This is a genomic window from Massilia sp. YIM B02769 (assembly GCF_030411995.1).
Taxonomy (GTDB): domain Bacteria; phylum Pseudomonadota; class Gammaproteobacteria; order Burkholderiales; family Burkholderiaceae_D; genus Telluria.
The window spans coordinates 325,678-342,108 of record NZ_JASNRC010000005.1; the positions used below are offsets into that span (position 1 = coordinate 325,678).

The following is a 16,431-nucleotide window of genomic DNA, read 5'->3' on the forward strand; positions in this document are numbered from 1 at the left end:
GCCGCGCCAGTCAGGCCGCCGCTTTCGCCGCGCGCGCGGCCAGCGCCGCGAACAGCGCCGCCAGCAGCAAAATGCCCGCGCTCAGGCTGAAGGTGGCCGCATGGCCGCGCGCATCGAACAGCACACCGCCCAGCGTCGCGCCGCCGGCAATCGCCAGCTGCACCGTCGCCACGATCAGCCCGCCGCCGCCTTCCGCTTCCTGCGGCAGGCTCTGCGCCAGCCAGGTCCACCAGCCGACCGGCGCGGCGGTGGCCACCAGGCCCCACAAGCAAAGCAGGACGGCGGTTGCCGCCACCGAGCCGCCCCAGGCCAGCAGGCCGCCGGCGATGACCGCCATCAGCAGCGGAATCGTCACCAGGGTGCGGTACATGTGGTTCTTCAGGAAGCCGCCGATCAGCGTGGTGCCCACGAAGCCGGCCACGCCAACCAGCAGCAACAGCAGCGACAGCGTCGTCACGCCCGCATGCGTCACCGTTTCCAGGAAAGGCCGCAGATAGGTATAGAGCGCGAACTGCCCCATGAAGAACAGGCCGGTGCCGGCCATGCCGAGCACGATGGCCGGCCGCTTCAGCAATGTGAAGGTCGCACCCAGGCTGGCGCCGCCCTTGCTCGGCAGCGGCGGCAGGCTGACGAACTTCCAGAGCAGCGCGAACGCCGCCACCGGCACCAGGCAGAAGAAAGCCCCACGCCAGCCGATCACGCCGCCGAGGAAGCTGCCCAGCGGCGCGGCGATCACGGTGGCGAGCGCATTCCCGCCGTTCAGGATGGCCAGCGCGCGCGGCACCTGCTCCTTCGGCACCAGGCGCATCGCGGTGGCCGCCGACATCGACCAGAAGCCGCCGATCGCCACGCCGATGAAAGCACGCCCCAACATGAAGACCGGGTAGTTCGGGGCGAACGCCGCCACCGTGCTCGAGACGATCATCATCACGGTCAGGCCGAGCAGCAGGACCTTGCGGTCGAGACGTCCGGCAAGCGGCGCTAGAACCAAGCTGGTGAGCAGGGCGAAGGCCCCGGACACCGAGATCGCCTGCCCGGCCTGGCCTTCGCTGATGCCGAGTTCCGCAGCCACCGGCGTAAGCAGGCTGACCGGCATGAACTCGGAGGCGACCAGGGCAAAGGCGCCCAGGGCCATGGCGAAGACCGCGCCCCAGGCGGCATTGGTTGGCACCGCCGGCGCGGCGGTTGTGGATACTGGCGGATTCATGCTGCTACTGCTTCTTCCTCATCGATGGGGGTGTTCAAGCGGCCAGGGTGGCGCTGTCGATCACGAAACGGTACTTGACGTCGCCCTTGAGCATGCGCTTGTAGGCGGCGTTGATCTCGTCGGCGCGGATCATCTCGATGTCGGCGACGATGCCGTGCTCGGCGCAGAAATCCAGCATCTCCTGGGTTTCCGGAATACCGCCGATCATCGAGCCGGCGATGGCACGGCGCTTCATGATCAGGTTGAACACCTGCGGCGACGGGTGCGGCGACGACGGCGCGCCGACCAGCACCATGGTGCCGTCGCGCTTGAGCAGGTTCAGGAAAGCGTCCAGGTCGTGCGGCGCGGCGACGGTGTTGACGATCAGGTCCAGGCTTTTCGCCTGTTCGGCCATCGCAACAGGATCGCGCGAGACCACCACTTCGTGAGCGCCGAGCGCCAGCGCATCCGCGCGCTTGGCTTCCGAGGTGGTGAAGGCAACCACGTGGGCGCCCATGGCGCGCGCCAGCTTGATGCCCATGTGGCCCAGGCCGCCGATGCCGACGATGCCCACGCGCTTGCCGGGACCGGCGTTCCAGTGGCGCAGCGGCGACCAGGTGGTGATGCCGGCGCACAGCAGGGGCGCCACGGCGGCCAGCTGCTCTTCCGGGTGGCTCACGCTCAGGACGAAGCGCTCGTGCACGACGATCTGCTCGGAATAGCCGCCCAGGGTGTGGCCGGGGGCGTCGGCGGTCGGGCCGTTGTAGGTGCCGACCATGCCGTCGCAGTAGTTTTCCAGGCCGTCTTCGCAGTCGGCGCAATGCTGGCAGCTGTCGACCATGCAGCCGACGCCGACCAGGTCGCCGACCTTGTGCTTGGTGACGTGGGCGCCGATGGCCGCGACGCGGCCGACGATTTCGTGGCCCGGCACGCATGGGTACTGGGTGCCGGCCCATTCGCCGCGCACCTGGTGCAGGTCGGAGTGGCAGACGCCGCAGAAGGCGATGTCGATCTGCACGTCGTGCGCACCCGATTCGCGGCGGGTGATGTCGAGGGAAACGAGGGGCTGGTCGCCGGCGTGGGCGCCGTAGGCTTTGACGGTCATGTTGGTCCTTTGGGATGTTTGTCGAAGGTGTTGCGCGATGCGGACCTGGCGCTTGCAGGGCGCGAGGTCGAAACAGGCGATGATGGTAAAGGAAAACGGGCAGGCAAAACGGAGGCGAAATTGCATGCCCTTATGAATATCCATCATGAATCGACACGTCGATTCGGTGCGCGGTATCATAAACGATCCGGCGGAACGGCGTCGGCCGCCCCCTATTTTCGAGATCCACCATGGCCCGCGACAACATCAACGACATCCTGGTCTTCCTCGCCGTCGCCCGCGAGCGCAGCTTTACGCGCGCTGCGAGCCAGCTCGGCATGACGCAGTCGGCCCTCAGCCACATCATCCGCGGCCTGGAGGAGCGCCTCGGCGTGCGCCTGCTGACGCGCACCACGCGCAGCGTGTCTCCCACCGAAGCCGGCGAGCGCCTGCTGCAGAACGTCGGCCCGCGGCTGGAAGAGATCGAGGCCGAAATCACGGCGGTGAGCGACCTGGGCGACAAGCCGGCCGGCACCATCCGCATCACCGCCATCGACCACGTGATCGAGAGCCTGCTGTGGCCGCGCCTGGCGCCGCTGCTGCCGCTGTATCCCGACCTGCACGTCGAGCTCAGTTCCGACTACCGCCTGGTCGACATCGCGGCCGAGCGCTTCGACATCGGCGTGCGCTACGGCGACCAGGTCGACAAGGACATGATCGCAGTGCGGCTGACGGTCGACATGCCGATGTCGATTGTCGCCGCGCCAGGCTACTTCGCGAATCGTCCGCTTCCGGAGACGCCGCAAGACCTCATGAAACACAACTGCATCGCCCTGCGCCTGGCCAGCAGCGGCGGGCTGTATGCCTGGGAGCTGCAGAACGCGGGACGCGACCTCGAACTGCGGGTGCGCGGCCAGGTGGTGTGCAACACCGCACCGCACATCCTGCAGGTGGCGCTCGACGGCTGCGGCATCGGTTTCCTGCCCGAGGAGATGACGGCGCCGCACGTGGCGGCCGGACGATTGGTCAGCGTGATGCAGGACTGGTGTCCGCGCTTTCCGGGGCTGTTCGCGTATTACCCGAGCCGGCGCCAGTCTTCGCGGGCACTGGGGCTGGTGATCGATGCGATTCGGTACAAGGGGTAGGCTGCGCTGCCCGACGCAGCACCAGCAAGGCCTGGCGAACCCGTTCGTGGACCGGCCCATGCAGGATCGTGTAGTCGACACCCCGGTGCGCCAGCGTCGCCAGGTACCAGTCGTGCTGGCGCTGGCGGAAGGCCGCATCGCGCCGTGTGCCGTCCTGCACGAAGGGGAAATCCGGCGCGCAGACGAAGGTGTGGCTGTAGCGGCGGCGGCCCAGCCTCTCGACCAGCGGGTCGACCCTGCCATAGCCATCCTCGCTGTAGAACACCGTGGTCAGGGCGCTGCCGTCGCAGATCAGCGGACCGGGCGTGTGCTGGGCCAGCGCGATCTCGAGCGCGACCTGGTCTTCGGCAATCGCCCGCATGTCCGCGTAGACGAAATGTCCGCCCTTCTCTTCCCCGCGGGTTCGTCCGACTTCCGGCACCGCCACCGTGCCCAAGGCAGCGGCGAGCGCCTCGACCAGCGTGGTCTTGCCGCTCGACTCGCCGCCCAGGATGCACACGCGGTCGACCAGATCGGCATACACCAGCGGATCGAGGAACTCGCGCCAGGCGGCGGGATCGCTGCGCACGGCGGTCCCGGATACCGGCACCGCGCCGCGCGCCAGGTCGACGCAGACGTGCTCGACGCGATGCGCACGTCCGGACCACGCCGAAAAATCGGCCGACAGGACAGCCGCAAAGCCATCGCCATATTCCTCGCTGGTGAACACCGCATCGACCGGCCCGCCGCCGAAGGTCCGGCACAGCCAGGCGCAGAATTCCCGGTGCACGGCGGCGGGCGCGTCGTTGTGCGGCAGCGCCACAGGATGCGTGATCTCGCCGCATGACAAGGCTGCACCCAGCCAAGCGTCGTCGACCACCAGGCGCCGCACTCCGGGGAACAGGCCGGCCAGCCAGCCGTCGCGCGTGTCGGTGGCGCAGCGCGCGAACCCCGGCTTCGTGTAGCTGATGACCAGCACCTCGTCGCAGGCTTGCAGTGCACGTTCGATCAGGAACATGTGCCCGCGGTGCAGCGGACAGAACTTGCCGACCACCAGGCCGCGCCGGTAGCGCGTCATGCCTGCGCCAGCACCGTCCCGCCGTCTTTCTGCAGCCGCGCCAGGCGGCGCCAGCGCACCCAGGCGACAATGGCGTTGACCCAGTAGACGCCGTACAGGAAGGCCGTCAGGTACAGCTCGCGGCTGGCATACAGCGGCACCGCGATCGAGTTCACCAGCAGCCAGAACGGCCAGTTCTCGATGCGGCGCTTCATCAGCAGCAGCTGGGCGATCACGCTGAAGACCAGCACCATCGAATCGGCGAAGGGCGCGTAGGCGTCGGTCCAGAAGTGCAGCAGCGCGCCATAGCCGACGGCGCAGGCCAGGCCCAGCGGGACGATCCAGGCCAGGCTGCGCAGGTCGGCCGAACGGACGCCGAGCGCACGCCCGTGGTCGCCGCGCAGCCACAGGCGCCAGCCGGCCACGCTCGACAGCACGAAGAAGACCTGCAGTATCACGTCGGCATACAGCTTCGCCTCGAAGAACACGAGGCCGAACAAGGTGCAGCCGACGATGCCGGTCCACCAGGTATGGATGCTGTTGCGCCCCGCCAGGAGGATGGCGGCGGTGGCGAAGCCGTTGGCGGCGATTTCGAGTGGTCCGATCATGGTCGTCAGTATGCCAGCCCGGGGCGCATCCGGGCCAGCAAAAATCGCCTGCGGCAAGCGGCCGCAGCGCGCCCCGTCCACCGATTCTTCCTGCTAGTGATATGCTAGTCCGCTCGAATAACATCCGGCCCGCCCTGCACGCGCACGAACGGCCGCTCAACGACACGAATCCGACATGACGCCAACACCAGCCCACGACACCGATCTCCCTCTCGACATGGTCATCTTTGGCGGTGTCGGCGACCTTGCGATGCGCAAGCTGCTGCCGGCCCTGTACATGGCCTACCTGCACGGCAACCTGCCGGACGCCACGCGCATCCTCTCCACCGGCCGCCAGGACTTCGACAACGCGGCCTACGCCGGCTACGTGACCGAACACTCGCGTCCCTTCATCGCGGCCGAGAACTTCAACGAGACCACCTGGTCCGGCTTCCTGACGCTGCTCGAATTCGTGCGCCTCGACGTCCAGGCCGCGCCCGACTTCGGCGCCCTGACCGAGGTGTCGCGCACCGGCGCCCAGCGCGTGTTTTATCTGGCCACCGCACCCTCGCTGTTCACCACCATCTGCGACAAGTTATCAAGCGCCGGCCTGGTCGACAAGAACGCCCGCGTGGTGCTGGAAAAGCCGCTCGGCCGCGACCTGGCCTCGGCCGTCGAGATCAATGAGGCGGTCGGCAAGCACTTCACCGAATCGCAGATCTACCGCATCGACCATTACCTGGGCAAGGAAACGGTGCAGAACCTGACCGTGCTGCGCTTCGGGAACTCGATCCTTGAACCGATCTGGCGCGCGCCGAACATCGTCAGCGTGCAGATCACGGTGGCCGAAGAAGTGGGCGTGGGCAGCCGCGCCGGCTTCTACGACAGCACCGGCGCCATGCGCGACATGGTGCAGAACCACCTGCTGCAGCTGCTGTGCATCGTGGCGATGGAGCCGCCGACTTCGCTGGCGCCGGACGCCGTGCGCGACGAAAAGCTGAAGGTGCTGCGCTCGCTGCGCCGCTTTACCCTGGCCGACATCGCGCGCGACACCGTGCGCGGCCAGTACAGCCACGGCGTGGGCGGCGGCGAGGAAGTCAAAGGCTACCTGGAAGAAGCCAATGTGCCGCAGGACAGCCGCACCGAGACCTTCGTCGCCTTGCGCGCCCACATCGACACCTGGCGCTGGTCGAAGGTGCCGTTCTACCTGCGCACCGGCAAGCGCATGGCGCGCCGTTCGTCGAAAATCGTGATCGAATTCGCGAATCCCCCTTTCCCGCTGTTCCCGGAAAACCCGGCCGGCGTGACCAACCGCCTGGTGATCGAGCTGCAGCCTGAAGAAGCGATCAAGCTGCAGATCATGGCCAAGCAACCGGGCAGCGGCATGCAGATGCAGCAGGTGGAACTGAACCTCGATTTGCAATCGGCCTTCCAGCAGCGCCGCGCCGAGGCCTACGAGCGCCTGCTGATCGACGTCGTGCGCGGCCGCCTGACCCACTTCATGCGCCGCGACGAACTGGAAGCGGCCTGGGACTGGGCTGACCCGATCATCGAAGGCTGGAAGACCCTGGGCGAAAAGCCGCAGCAGTATGCGGCCGGCTCCTGGGGCCCCGCCGCGTCGTTCGCGCTGCTGGCGCGCGACGGCTTCGCCTGGTTCGAATGACCTAACAGCGGGGGTCAGGTCTGACATTCAGACACGGCCTCGGCAATAAGGCAGATTTCAGCGTCGCCAGGAACCACCGAAAATGGACGTCACGGCAGAGCTCGTGTCCGAATGTCAGACCTGACCCCGGCTTCTCGGCTCCCTTCAGCGGCGATATTGCTGGGCGCTGACTTTTTCCAGCCATTCGACGTTCTTGCCGTCGCGGGTGGCGGTGAGGGCGATATGGCTCATCGCGGTGGTGGGGGTGGCGCCATGCCAGTGCTTGACGCCGGGCGGGCACCAGACGGCGTCGCCGGCGTGCAGCTCCTCGACCGGGCCGCCCTCGGCCTGGGTCCAGCCCGTCCCTTTTGTGACGATCAGGTACTGGCCGGCCGGGTGCGTATGCCAGGCCGAGCGGGAGCCGGGTTCGAAATTCACCGTGGCCGCGCTGAAGCTGCCCTGCGCGCCGGCCGGGAACAGCGGATCGACGTGCACCTTGCCGTCGAAATTGGCGGCGGGTCCGTTCGAGGACGGCGCGGCCCCGGCGCGGAAGATGGTTTGCTCCCTCGCGCCGTTCTCGCCAGCCGCGTGGGCCAGCCCGCATGCCGCCAGCAGCATCGTCATGATCATCGCTCGCTTGTTCACATGGCTCTCCTTGTCATTGTGGTCATGCCCTCACTGTAACGGCCAGCCTGCGCGATGAACAGCGCACACAGGCGCTAAGCCTTATGAACAGGCCTCATGAATAGGCAAGCGCCCTCGGTTCACCCTACAATGCGCGTTACGACTCTTTTCGAAAGAACCATGCGCACCACCGACCTGCCCTTCCGCGCCACCACGTCAGAAGCCTGCGACTGGCTGGCCTGTCAAACCGGCACACCCTGGACCCTGGCGCGCCTGCTGGAGCACGCGCTCACGCCTTATGTCTGGCTCGACTACGACCCGGCCTACCCGGACCTGTTCGGCGACGCCAACGGCGGCTACGCGGCGCCGATCTTCTTCGAGGACGACATCGCGCGCCTGGCCGCCGGCAGCGAGGACGTCCTGATCACGATGACCAAGGATGCCTACAAGATCGTGGCGCGCCTGCCCGCGCCAGGCTTCACGCGGCCGCTGGACGACCTGCGCTTCCAGAAAAAGGAGATCGAAAAGCTGGCCGCAAGGCTGAAACACGAGGCGCAGCCGCAAGCTGCGGCCAAGCCGAAGCCCGCCGCCGAATCCCAGCTCGGCATCGGGAAGGCCGAGGTCCTGGCCGCCTTCGGCCCCATCGTGCGCATGAATTTGGAAAAGGCGCTGGACGACGCCATCGGCATTTTTGGGGACGATGGCGCCCGCGTGAAAGCCAGCGCGCGCAAGTCGAAGCGCAACGCAGTGTGGAACCCGGTGACGCTGGCGCTGGGCCTGCACGACGTGTACCGCGCGCCGCTCGGCGCCCTGAAGCGCGCCTTCAAGACCCACGACTGCCTGCTGGACTGGAACGAGAACTGGGAGCAGTCGCTGCGCCTGCTTGGTAAATAAGCCGAGTAAATGAGCTAGCGCGCCAGCAGGCGTCTCAGCTGCGCGGCCTGGTAGGCGCCGAAGGTATCGCTGAACAGGGTACGGATCAGCGGATCGTCGACCACGTCGGCTTCCAGCAGGTCGCGCTCGGTATCGGGGTCGAACACGGTATCGTTGATGCGCAGGTACATCGTGGTCAGCGACTCGCCCTGCTCCAGCGCGCCATACAGCTTGGTGGCCGGGATCTCGGTGGTCCAGCCCAGCGGTTCCTCGCTCTCGTCGATGGTCGCCTTGCCCTCGGGCGCCAGGCGGTAGCGCCAGCGCGTCACGGCGCCATCGCTATCGACCACCGAGAGCTGCCAGATGCGCGGCTGCTCGAAGTAGTCGGAGGCCGCCTCGACCTCGCCGTATTTTTCCGGCAGGCCGCTGCGGCAGTAGTCCAGCACGCGCTCGCGCTGGACGGCGGTCAGCGGCGCGAAATGGCGTGCGATCTCGCTCGTCGGCGGCGCGGCCGCATTGCCCTCGTAGACGTAGTCGACATCCTGCTCGCCGACCGGGATCACCCAGGGCAGCGGCGCTGCCGGCTGCAATCCGGCCGCATCGAGCCTGACCGAGACGCCCGGGTCCAGGCGCACGATCCGCGCCTGCGGCAAGGCAGCGCCCACCTCGCGCGCGAACTGCGCGTAGGAGATCGGGAAGAAGGCCCGGTTGTACCAGGACCAGGGCTCCTGCAGGAACTGGCAGGAACTCGGCACCACGTAGCGCGGCGCCAGTGCTTTCAACTGATCGATCCACTCCTCCGGCAAGGTCGGCGGCGCGGCCGCGTGGCGCGACGGCGCCAGCACCTCCAGCTCGCGCATGGTCTGGAAGGGCCACAGCACCATGTCCCACGGCCCTTCCTCGGCCAGTTGGCCCAGTGTCGTGTCGTCGATCCACGAGTCGACCACGTTCAGCACGTTCAGGCCGGCCGCGCGCACCTGGAACATCGAGTCGACATCGGCATCCATCGCTTCGCGCGGCGTCACCTGGAAGGGTCCGACCGTCACGGGTTCGTTCAGGCGCAGCGGCTGCACCTTCGCGAAGCCGAGCTGGCGCAGCATGGCAAACAGTTCGTCGAAGATGCAGTACAAATAGATCGGCGTGGCGCGGTCCAGCAAATCCAGGCTCTCGAGCGAGCAGTGGTCGTCGTGGAAGTGCGAGATGAAGACCGCGTCGAAGCGCTGCCGCCGGATCGCGGCTTCGTCGAAGCGCATGCCCGGGAACGCATGGCAATTGCGGCTGAACGGGTTTTCAAAAATCGTGTCGAAGGCGATGCGCGTGCCCTCGCATTCGAAGACGTAGCCCGCATGCAGGATGCGGGAGATGGTAATGGCTGGGTTCATGGTGTTCATGCGTTGGTGGTTTCGTGCAGCGGCACCTTCAGCGTCCAGGTCGTGCCCTGGCCCGGCGCCGAGGCCACGTCGAGGGTGCCGATGCCGGCCGCGCGCTCGCGCATGCCGGGGATGCCCCAGTGGCCGTCGCGGCCGCCGTCGGCCACGCTCACTTCCAGTGCCTGCGCCTGACGACGCCGGCCGGCGCGCCGTCGGCCGCGTTCCAGCTGGTGTGCTGCATGGCGATCACGGGCAGCGGGTTCGCCGGATCGGCTGCCCGGGCCGGGGGCATGGCGCCCAGGTGGCAGGCAAGGACGGCGCTGACGGCGAAACGGAATGCTGGATGCATGGATGGCGGATCGCGAAAAACGGGGTGCCACTGTAGCAGCAATACCGGGTATTCGCCTAGCTCTGGGAACCTGTCCGCCCGCAGGCATCACTGGCCGGCGCCCTCCGCCGCTTGCGCGATGCTGCGTTCGATGCGCCGGTCGGGGATGAACCAGACCATGGCGACGATGACGTACACCGCCAGCCCCAGCGCGGCATGCACGAAGCCAAGCCCGATCCCGCAGCCGTACAGCAGCAGCGACAGCCAGCCCTTGCGGTCGGCGCCGATGGCGCGCCAGGCCGGCATTCGCACCATGCAGGCTGGCCAGCCGGTGTTCGAGGATGGCATAGGCCACGGCGCACATGAACAGCACCACCCCATACGCCGCGACCGGCACCGTGGACACGCCGGCCTCGCCCATCCACGCGGTCACGAAGGGCAGCAGCGACAGCCAGAACAGCAGGTGCAGGTTCAGCCACAGCACGCCGCCGCTGATGCCGCGCACGGCCTGGAACAGGTGGTGGTGGTTGTTCCAGTAGATGCCGACGTAGACGAAGCTGAGCGCATAGCCGAACAGGGTCGGCAGCGCCGGTTCCAGGGCTGCCAGCGAAGCGCCGTGCGGCACCTCGAGTTCCAGCACCATGATGGTGAGGATGATCGCGATGACGCCATCGCTGAAGGCTTCGAGCCGGTTCTTGCCCATGCTTCCCCACACCCTGAGAATGGCCAGGTTTGGCTCAGCGGTTCTGGTAGCCGCCGTACGTCGCCACCGGACTCCAGGCCGGCGACACCGCGGGCAGGCTTGGGGCCAGCGGCGCATACTCGCCGGCGCCGTACACCACCTTGCCGTTCACGACCGTCAGCAGGCTTTCCATGCGCTTGATTTTCTCGGCATCGACGCTGAAGTAATCCTGCGGCAGCACGATGAAGTCGGCGTACTGGCCCGGCTGCAGCTTGCCCTTGGCCGTCTCTTCGCCGCTCATCCAGGCCGAGCCGGTCGTCATCAGCTGCAGCGCCTCGAAGCGGCTCGGCACGTCCTTGTCCTGCCAGATCCGCATGCCGCCGGCCGTCTTGCCGGTCACGGCCCAGTAGACCGAGGGCCAGGGGTTGTAGCTCGATACCCGCGTGCCGTCGGTGCCCAGGCCGACCGGCACCTTCATGTCCAGCATCTTGCGGATCGGCGGCATTTGCCGCGTCTGCGCGCCGTAGCGCTTCCAGTAGGCTTCGCCCTGGAAGTGCATGCGGTCCTGCACGGCCACGCCGCCGCCGAGCTTCTTGATGCGCGCGAGCTGGACGTCGGTGATGGTCTCGCCGTGGTCGACGATGAAACGCAGGCCGTTCAGCGGCGTTTTCGCATTCACCTTTTCGATCACGGCCAGGTCGCGGTCGATGCTTTCGCCGTAGGTGGCATGCAGGCGGAAGGGCCAGCGGTTCTTCACCAGCAGGCTGACCACCGCTTCGAGTTCGCCTTCCATCGACTCCGGCAGGTCGGGCCGCGGCTCGAGGAAGTTCTCGAAGTCGGCCGCGCTGGCCACCAGGTTCTCGCCGCCGCCCTCGGCCGAGAAGCCGTTCGGGTAGAACATGTGGTCGTTCTTCTTCGGGTGGGTCATGGTCAGCCAGCGCCCGAAGTCTTCCAGCTCCTTGCCGGCGCGCTGGGCGAACAAATAGTAGGAGGTGCGCACGGTGAGCTTGCCCGCGCGCGCCAGCTCCAGGGTCACGCCGTAGTCGTCGGGGTAGTTCTGGAAGCCGCCGCCGGCGTCGATGGCGCTGGTCACGCCCAGGCGGTTCAGTTCGCGGTAGAAGTGCAGCGTGGAGTTGACCTGGTCGGCGCGGCTGAGCTTATTCGTCCTGGCCAGGGTCGAGTACAGGATCAGGGCATTCGGCTTGGCGATGAGTTTGCCGGTCGGCTTGCCGGCCGCATCGAGTTCGACCACGCCATCCTTGAACTTGGTGTCCTTGTCGTAGCCGAGGGTGGCGATGCCTTTCTGGTTCAGGAAGCCGAGGCCGTACAGGTAGAGGATGAACACCGGACGATCGGGCACGGCGGCATTCATCTCTTCCAGCGTCGGCAGGCGCTTTTCTTCGAACTGGTATTCGTTCCAGCCGCCGACCACCTTCACCCATTCGCCTTCCGGCGTGCGTGCGGCCTGCTCCTTCAGCATCTGCAATGCGCGCTTGAGCGAGGTGACGCCGTCCCAGCGCAGCTCCATGTTGTAGTTCAAGCCCTCGCGGATCACGTGCAGGTGCGAATCGTTCAGGCCTGGGATCACGGTTCGCCCGCCGGCGTCGACCAGCTGGGTGGTGGGCGTTTTCAGCTTCAGCACCTCGGCATTGCTGCCGGTGGCCAGCACCTTGCCGTCCTTGACGGCGAGCGCCTGCACGAATTCGCCTTCGCGCGCCATGGTGGCGACCTTGCCATTGGTGAGGATCAGGTCGGCCTGGGCGTAGGCCAGGCTTGACGCGAACATGGCGGCGGCCAGGCTGGTGAGCAGCAGCGCGCGTTGGGGTGCGGTGGAAGGTTTCATGGCGGGTCTTTCGTCGGTTGCGTGGGCGGCAGCTGCAAAGGCCGCGCCGGATAAGCTCACGATAGCAGTGGGCGAATGTGCCGTCCCCTGCCTTTTTGCCGGGGGCGGCCGATGGTCATGCCAGGACGGTGCGGATGGCAATCTGGCCGGACAGCGTCTTGTGCACGGGGCACTTGTTGGCGATGTCGAGCAGGCGCTCGCGCTCTTCCCCGCTCAGGTCTCCGAGCAGGCGGATGCTGCGCTGGAAGCCATAGGCCGCGCCTTCCTGGCCGTGCTGCACCGAGACCAGCACGTCGTCCAGCTTCCAGCCTTTGCGTTTCGCGTACAGGTTCACCGTCAGCGTGGTGCAGGCTGCCAGCGCAGCCGCCAGCAGGTCGTGCGGGGCCGGGCCGCTCGCTTCGCCGCCGGCGTCGACCGGGGCGTCGGTGAGGAGCCGGTGCGGCCCGATCTCGATGACTTGCTGCAGCGGGCCGGTGCCGCGGTGGGTCGTGACTTCCATGATGCGCCTCCTTGTTATCCGTTGATGATTCAGGCTGCCTGGGTGCGCAGGATTGCGCCGCCGGTCTGGCGCACGGCCTGGCGTTCGCTTTCAATGGCAAAGATGACCAGCATGCCACCCAGGATCGACAGGTTTTTCAGGAAGTGGTTCAGCTGGTTCTGGAACGACGCCGCATCGGCCAGCCAGAAGCCGTGGAAGACCAGGGTCACGGGCACCAGGAACAGGGCCAGCGCGAGCGCCGCAATGCGCGCCTGGAAGCCAGTGACCATGGCCAGGCCGCCGCCGATCTCGAGCAGGATCGTCAGCACCAGCAGCACGCCGGCGGCCGGCAGTCCGGCGCTGTTCATCCAGGCGGCGACGCCGGCGAAACCGATCACCTTGCCGATGCCGGAGACGAGGAAGAGGACGCCTGCGAATGCGCGGCCGATCGGGTAGAGTTTGGTGGTGTTCATGATCGTTCTCCTTCAGGTAGAGGTTGGATGGATGTTTGTTGCGACCGCTGTGGCGTCCGTCTATCGATTTCATCGAACGCGGCAGCCCATGGGGCCCGGCCAGCTGCGGCAGGGATTCGCCCCTGTCGCTTTGCATGAAAAGCATTATGGACGGATCGCCAAGGGATGAAAAACGAGTAGTTTGGCGGCCTATCGTCGAATTTTTCGATGGCTGATTATCGGCGGCGGCGTGGCCGGCGTCCCTTGCCAAAGGGCGGGGTTCAGGTTGACGGGCGCTTGCTAACATCGGGCGCTTCCAACTGACCTTTATGCCCATGAAAGCGACGATCCTCCGCACCGCCCTCCTCGGCCTGGTATCTGCCCCTTGTCTCGCCCAGGCCGACAACCTGCAACTGTATGGCCGCCTGAACCTGGGCCTCGAAGCCGTGCGCGTGCATGGCGGCGAGGCCGGCACGCGCCTGTCGAATTACCGCTCGGTGTTCGGCGTGCGCGGCAGCGAGGAACTGGCAGATGGCTTGCGTGTGCTGTTCCAGGTCGAAGGCACGCTGTCGCCGGATACAGGCGCCGGCGCCGTGGCCGCGCGCGATACCCGCGTCGGCATCCAGGGCCGCTGGGGCACGCTCTTCGCCGGCAACTGGACCACGCCCTACAACGGCGCCACCGCCGGCCTCGATCCCTTCTACCCGACCACGGCCGGCTACATGAGCATTATCGGCAACGGCTCTGCGGCCAGCGCGAACAACGTCAGCGACACCAGCTCCTTCGACCGCCGCCAGCAGAACAGCCTGCACTACTGGACGTCGGCCTGGCGCGGCGTGTCGCTGCGGCTGGCGCATGGTTTCAACGAGGAGTCACCGCCGAACGGCGCCAGGCCTTCCTTGCGCTCGGGCGCGCTGGTCTTCGAGAAGGGGCCGCTGTACGCCACGCTGGCCCACGAGCGCCACCGCGCATACCGTGGGCCGGGGCTGAACGACCGCGCCACCAAGCTCGGCGCGGCCTGGCAGTTCGGGCCGATGCGGGTGGCGGCGGTGGCCGAGCAGCTGCATTACGAAACCGCCGGCGGCGACCTGGAACGGCGTGCCTATTATGTGTCGCTGACGCGGCAGTTCGGCGCGCACGCGCTGAAACTGGGCGTGGCCAGGGCGCGCGACGGTAAAGGCTTCACGCGGGAACAGGTCGGCTTCGTGCGCGCCGGCAGCGGCACGGGCGCCGTGCATGCGACGCTCGGCTACGACTACGCGCTGTCGAAGCGGACAACGGTGTTCGCTTTCTACACCCACCTCGACAACGACGCGCGCGGCGTGGTCGATTTCGCGATCAATGGCGTGACGACGCCTGTTGGATCGACCGCCAGAGGCGCCGCGCTCGGCCTGCGCCACGCGTTCTGAGTCAAGCCTTTGCGGATGATGGCCGCGCCAGGTAGAGGCGATAGAAATCGATGAAGCTGCGCACCTTGCCCGGCACCAGCCGCCCTGAAGGATAAACGGCATGGACCCCGGCATCCGGCAGCGACCATTCCGGCAGCAGCCGCACCAGGCGCCCGGTCCGCATGCCCTCGGCGGCGCTGAACGCATCGAGCACCGACATGCCTGCGCCGCTTTCGACCAGCGCCCGCATCGCGCCCGGCGCATCGACGCGGATGCGCGACTTGAAGTGCACCGTCTGCACCGCACCGCCGGGACCGGTGAAGCGCCAGGTCAGCGGCGTCGGCATGAGGGTCAGGGCGATCCAGTCGACGCTGGCCAGGTCCTGCGGGCTGGCCGGCGCCGGTAAGCTGGCCAGGAAAGCGGGCGACGCCAGCAGGTATTGTTCGAAGCCGGCCAGCTTCACCGCCCGCTGCGAGGAATCGCGCAGCCAGCCCAGGCGGATGGTGAGGTCGATGCCCTCCTCGACCAGGTCGAGCACGCGGTCGCTGGTGCGCAAATCGATGGACAGATGCGGATGCAGGCGCGCGAATTCGGCAAGCGCGGGCGCCAGCGACAGGCTGGCATGGTCGACCGTGGTGCTGATGCGCAGCGCCCCGGACAGCTCGTCCTTGCCGGCGCCCGCTCGCTCCAGCGCTTCGCCCAGCCCTTGCAGCAGCGGGCGGCATTCCTCGTACAGCGCCTGGCCGGCGTCGCTCATCGCCACCCGGCGCGTGGTGCGGCTGAACAGGACCAGGCCGAGCTTGTCCTCCAGGCGGCCGATCTCGACGCTGACCTTGGCGGTGGCCACGCCGAGGCGCCGCGCCGCCGCCGTGAAGCTCCCGGTCTCGGCCAGGGCCTGGAATACCAGCAGGTCGTTTAGATCGATCCGTCCGGGCAGTGCCATCGCTCACCTCATCGTTAAGAAAACTGGAAAAGTGAATTATGGATTGATCTGTTTTTCTATTCAATCTGCCGTGTGATGATGCGCTTCATCGCAGGCCGATCGCCGCCTGCTCTCAACCAGAAAGGACACACATGAAGATCGCACTCATCGGCGCCACCGGCTACGTCGGCTCGGCCATCTTGCAGGAAGCGCTGGCGCGCGGCCACGCCGTCACGGCCCTGGTCAAACACCCGGAAAAGGTGGTGGCGCAGGATGGTGTGTGCGCCGTCGGCGCCGACGTGACGGACGAGGACGAACTGGCGGCCCAGCTGAGTGGGCACGATGCCGTGATCAGCGCCTTCAGCGGGCATGCCCAGGGCGACGTGCTCGGCTACTACCTGCAGGGCATGGCCTCGATTGTCGCGGCCACCAAACGCGCCGGCGTGCCGCGCCTGCTGGTGGTGGGCGGCGCCGGCGGACTGGAAGTGGCGCCGGGCGTGCAGTTGCTCGATACGCCCGCCTTTCCGGCCGAATGGAAGGCGACGGCCGAAGGCGCACGCCAGGCGCTGGCGCGCCTGCGCGAGGAACCGGAACTGGACTGGACGGTGCTGGCGCCGTCGGCCCACCTCGATCCGGGCGAGCGCACCGGCCGCTTCCGCCTCGGCAGCGCCAGCCTGCTGGCCGACGCGGACGGCAACAGTCGCATTTCGCTGGCAGATTATGCGGTGGCGATGATCGACGAACTGGAAAAGCCCGCGCACTCGCGCACACGCTTCACGGTCGGCTACTAA

Annotated in this window: 17 protein-coding genes and 1 pseudogene; 5 read left to right on the plus strand and 13 right to left on the minus strand. The window is 67.2% G+C overall.

Going from position 1 to position 16,431, the window contains the following annotated elements:
- Positions 1 to 10: 10 nt before the first annotated feature.
- Positions 11 to 1,207 (minus strand): MFS transporter, encoded by a 1,197-nt coding sequence (locus QPK31_RS10480; protein WP_290422876.1) that lies wholly within the window; start codon positions 1,205 to 1,207, stop codon positions 11 to 13.
- Positions 1,208 to 1,241: 34 nt separating this feature from the next.
- Positions 1,242 to 2,291, minus strand: coding sequence for an NAD(P)-dependent alcohol dehydrogenase (locus QPK31_RS10485; RefSeq protein WP_290422877.1), 1,050 nt, complete (start codon positions 2,289 to 2,291; stop codon positions 1,242 to 1,244).
- Between the two features lie 230 nt (positions 2,292 to 2,521).
- Here QPK31_RS10485 and QPK31_RS10490 point away from each other — a divergent pair, with 230 nt between their 5' ends.
- Entirely contained in the window at positions 2,522 to 3,415 is an 894-nt protein-coding gene (locus QPK31_RS10490) for a LysR family transcriptional regulator (RefSeq protein ID WP_290422878.1), read from the plus strand.
- Here QPK31_RS10490 and QPK31_RS10495 read toward each other — a convergent pair.
- Positions 3,297 to 4,472 (minus strand): AAA family ATPase, encoded by a 1,176-nt coding sequence (locus QPK31_RS10495; RefSeq protein WP_290422879.1) that lies wholly within the window; start codon positions 4,470 to 4,472, stop codon positions 3,297 to 3,299. The two genes, QPK31_RS10490 and QPK31_RS10495, sit on opposite strands and share 119 nt — an antisense overlap.
- Positions 4,469 to 5,059, minus strand: coding sequence for a nicotinamide riboside transporter PnuC (pnuC, locus tag QPK31_RS10500; protein WP_290422880.1), 591 nt, complete (start codon positions 5,057 to 5,059; stop codon positions 4,469 to 4,471). Before pnuC ends, QPK31_RS10495 begins: the two co-directional genes overlap by 4 nt.
- A gap of 175 nt (positions 5,060 to 5,234) precedes the next feature.
- On the opposite strand from pnuC, the gene zwf reads away from it, so the two are divergent.
- Positions 5,235 to 6,701 (plus strand): glucose-6-phosphate dehydrogenase, encoded by a 1,467-nt coding sequence (zwf, locus tag QPK31_RS10505; protein WP_290422881.1) that lies wholly within the window; start codon positions 5,235 to 5,237, stop codon positions 6,699 to 6,701.
- Between the two features lie 144 nt (positions 6,702 to 6,845).
- Here zwf and QPK31_RS10510 read toward each other — a convergent pair whose 3' ends face one another.
- Positions 6,846 to 7,325 (minus strand): cupin domain-containing protein, encoded by a 480-nt coding sequence (locus QPK31_RS10510; RefSeq protein WP_290422882.1) that lies wholly within the window; start codon positions 7,323 to 7,325, stop codon positions 6,846 to 6,848.
- Positions 7,326 to 7,484: 159 nt separating this feature from the next.
- Here QPK31_RS10510 and QPK31_RS10515 point away from each other — a divergent pair, with 159 nt between their 5' ends.
- On the plus strand, positions 7,485 to 8,198 hold the full coding sequence (locus QPK31_RS10515) for a hypothetical protein (protein WP_290422883.1): 714 nt from the start codon (positions 7,485 to 7,487) through the stop codon (positions 8,196 to 8,198).
- A gap of 14 nt (positions 8,199 to 8,212) precedes the next feature.
- Here QPK31_RS10515 and QPK31_RS10520 read toward each other — a convergent pair whose 3' ends face one another.
- The 7 genes and pseudogenes from QPK31_RS10520 to QPK31_RS10550 form a co-directional block, all read right to left on the minus strand.
- Complete coding sequence (locus QPK31_RS10520; protein ID WP_290422884.1) at positions 8,213 to 9,568, minus strand: MBL fold metallo-hydrolase; 1,356 nt, start codon at positions 9,566 to 9,568, stop codon at positions 8,213 to 8,215.
- Entirely contained in the window at positions 9,565 to 9,720 is a 156-nt protein-coding gene (locus QPK31_RS10525) for a hypothetical protein (RefSeq protein WP_290422885.1), read from the minus strand. The genes QPK31_RS10520 and QPK31_RS10525 overlap by 4 nt, the downstream gene beginning before the upstream one ends.
- Positions 9,717 to 9,896, minus strand: a complete 180-nt coding sequence (locus QPK31_RS10530) for a hypothetical protein (RefSeq protein WP_290422886.1) — start codon at positions 9,894 to 9,896, stop codon at positions 9,717 to 9,719. Before QPK31_RS10530 ends, QPK31_RS10525 begins: the two co-directional genes overlap by 4 nt.
- Positions 9,897 to 9,983: 87 nt before the next feature.
- Positions 9,984 to 10,578: pseudogene (locus QPK31_RS10535) on the minus strand (TMEM175 family protein).
- A 34-nt stretch (positions 10,579 to 10,612) separates the two neighbouring features.
- A complete protein-coding gene (locus QPK31_RS10540) occupies positions 10,613 to 12,400 on the minus strand; it encodes an amidohydrolase (RefSeq protein ID WP_290422887.1) in 1,788 nt (595 codons plus the stop codon).
- A 115-nt stretch (positions 12,401 to 12,515) separates the two neighbouring features.
- On the minus strand, positions 12,516 to 12,899 hold the full coding sequence (locus QPK31_RS10545) for an OsmC family protein (RefSeq protein ID WP_290422888.1): 384 nt from the start codon (positions 12,897 to 12,899) through the stop codon (positions 12,516 to 12,518).
- Positions 12,900 to 12,928: 29 nt separating this feature from the next.
- Entirely contained in the window at positions 12,929 to 13,351 is a 423-nt protein-coding gene (locus QPK31_RS10550; RefSeq protein ID WP_290422889.1) for a DoxX family protein, read from the minus strand.
- A 314-nt stretch (positions 13,352 to 13,665) separates the two neighbouring features.
- Here QPK31_RS10550 and QPK31_RS10555 point away from each other — a divergent pair, with 314 nt between their 5' ends.
- On the plus strand, positions 13,666 to 14,739 hold the full coding sequence (locus QPK31_RS10555; protein WP_290422890.1) for a porin: 1,074 nt from the start codon (positions 13,666 to 13,668) through the stop codon (positions 14,737 to 14,739).
- 1 nt (position 14,740) lies between these two features.
- On the opposite strand, the gene QPK31_RS10560 is transcribed toward QPK31_RS10555, so the two are convergent.
- The gene (locus QPK31_RS10560) at positions 14,741 to 15,661 is read right to left on the minus strand and encodes a LysR family transcriptional regulator (RefSeq protein ID WP_290422891.1); all 921 of its coding nucleotides are present in this window, start codon (positions 15,659 to 15,661) and stop codon (positions 14,741 to 14,743) included.
- A gap of 131 nt (positions 15,662 to 15,792) precedes the next feature.
- Between QPK31_RS10560 and QPK31_RS10565 the strand changes: the two genes are divergently transcribed.
- Positions 15,793 to 16,431 carry an NAD(P)-dependent oxidoreductase gene (locus QPK31_RS10565; protein ID WP_290422892.1) on the plus strand — a complete coding sequence of 213 codons (639 nt, stop codon included), beginning with the start codon at positions 15,793 to 15,795 and terminating at the stop codon, positions 16,429 to 16,431.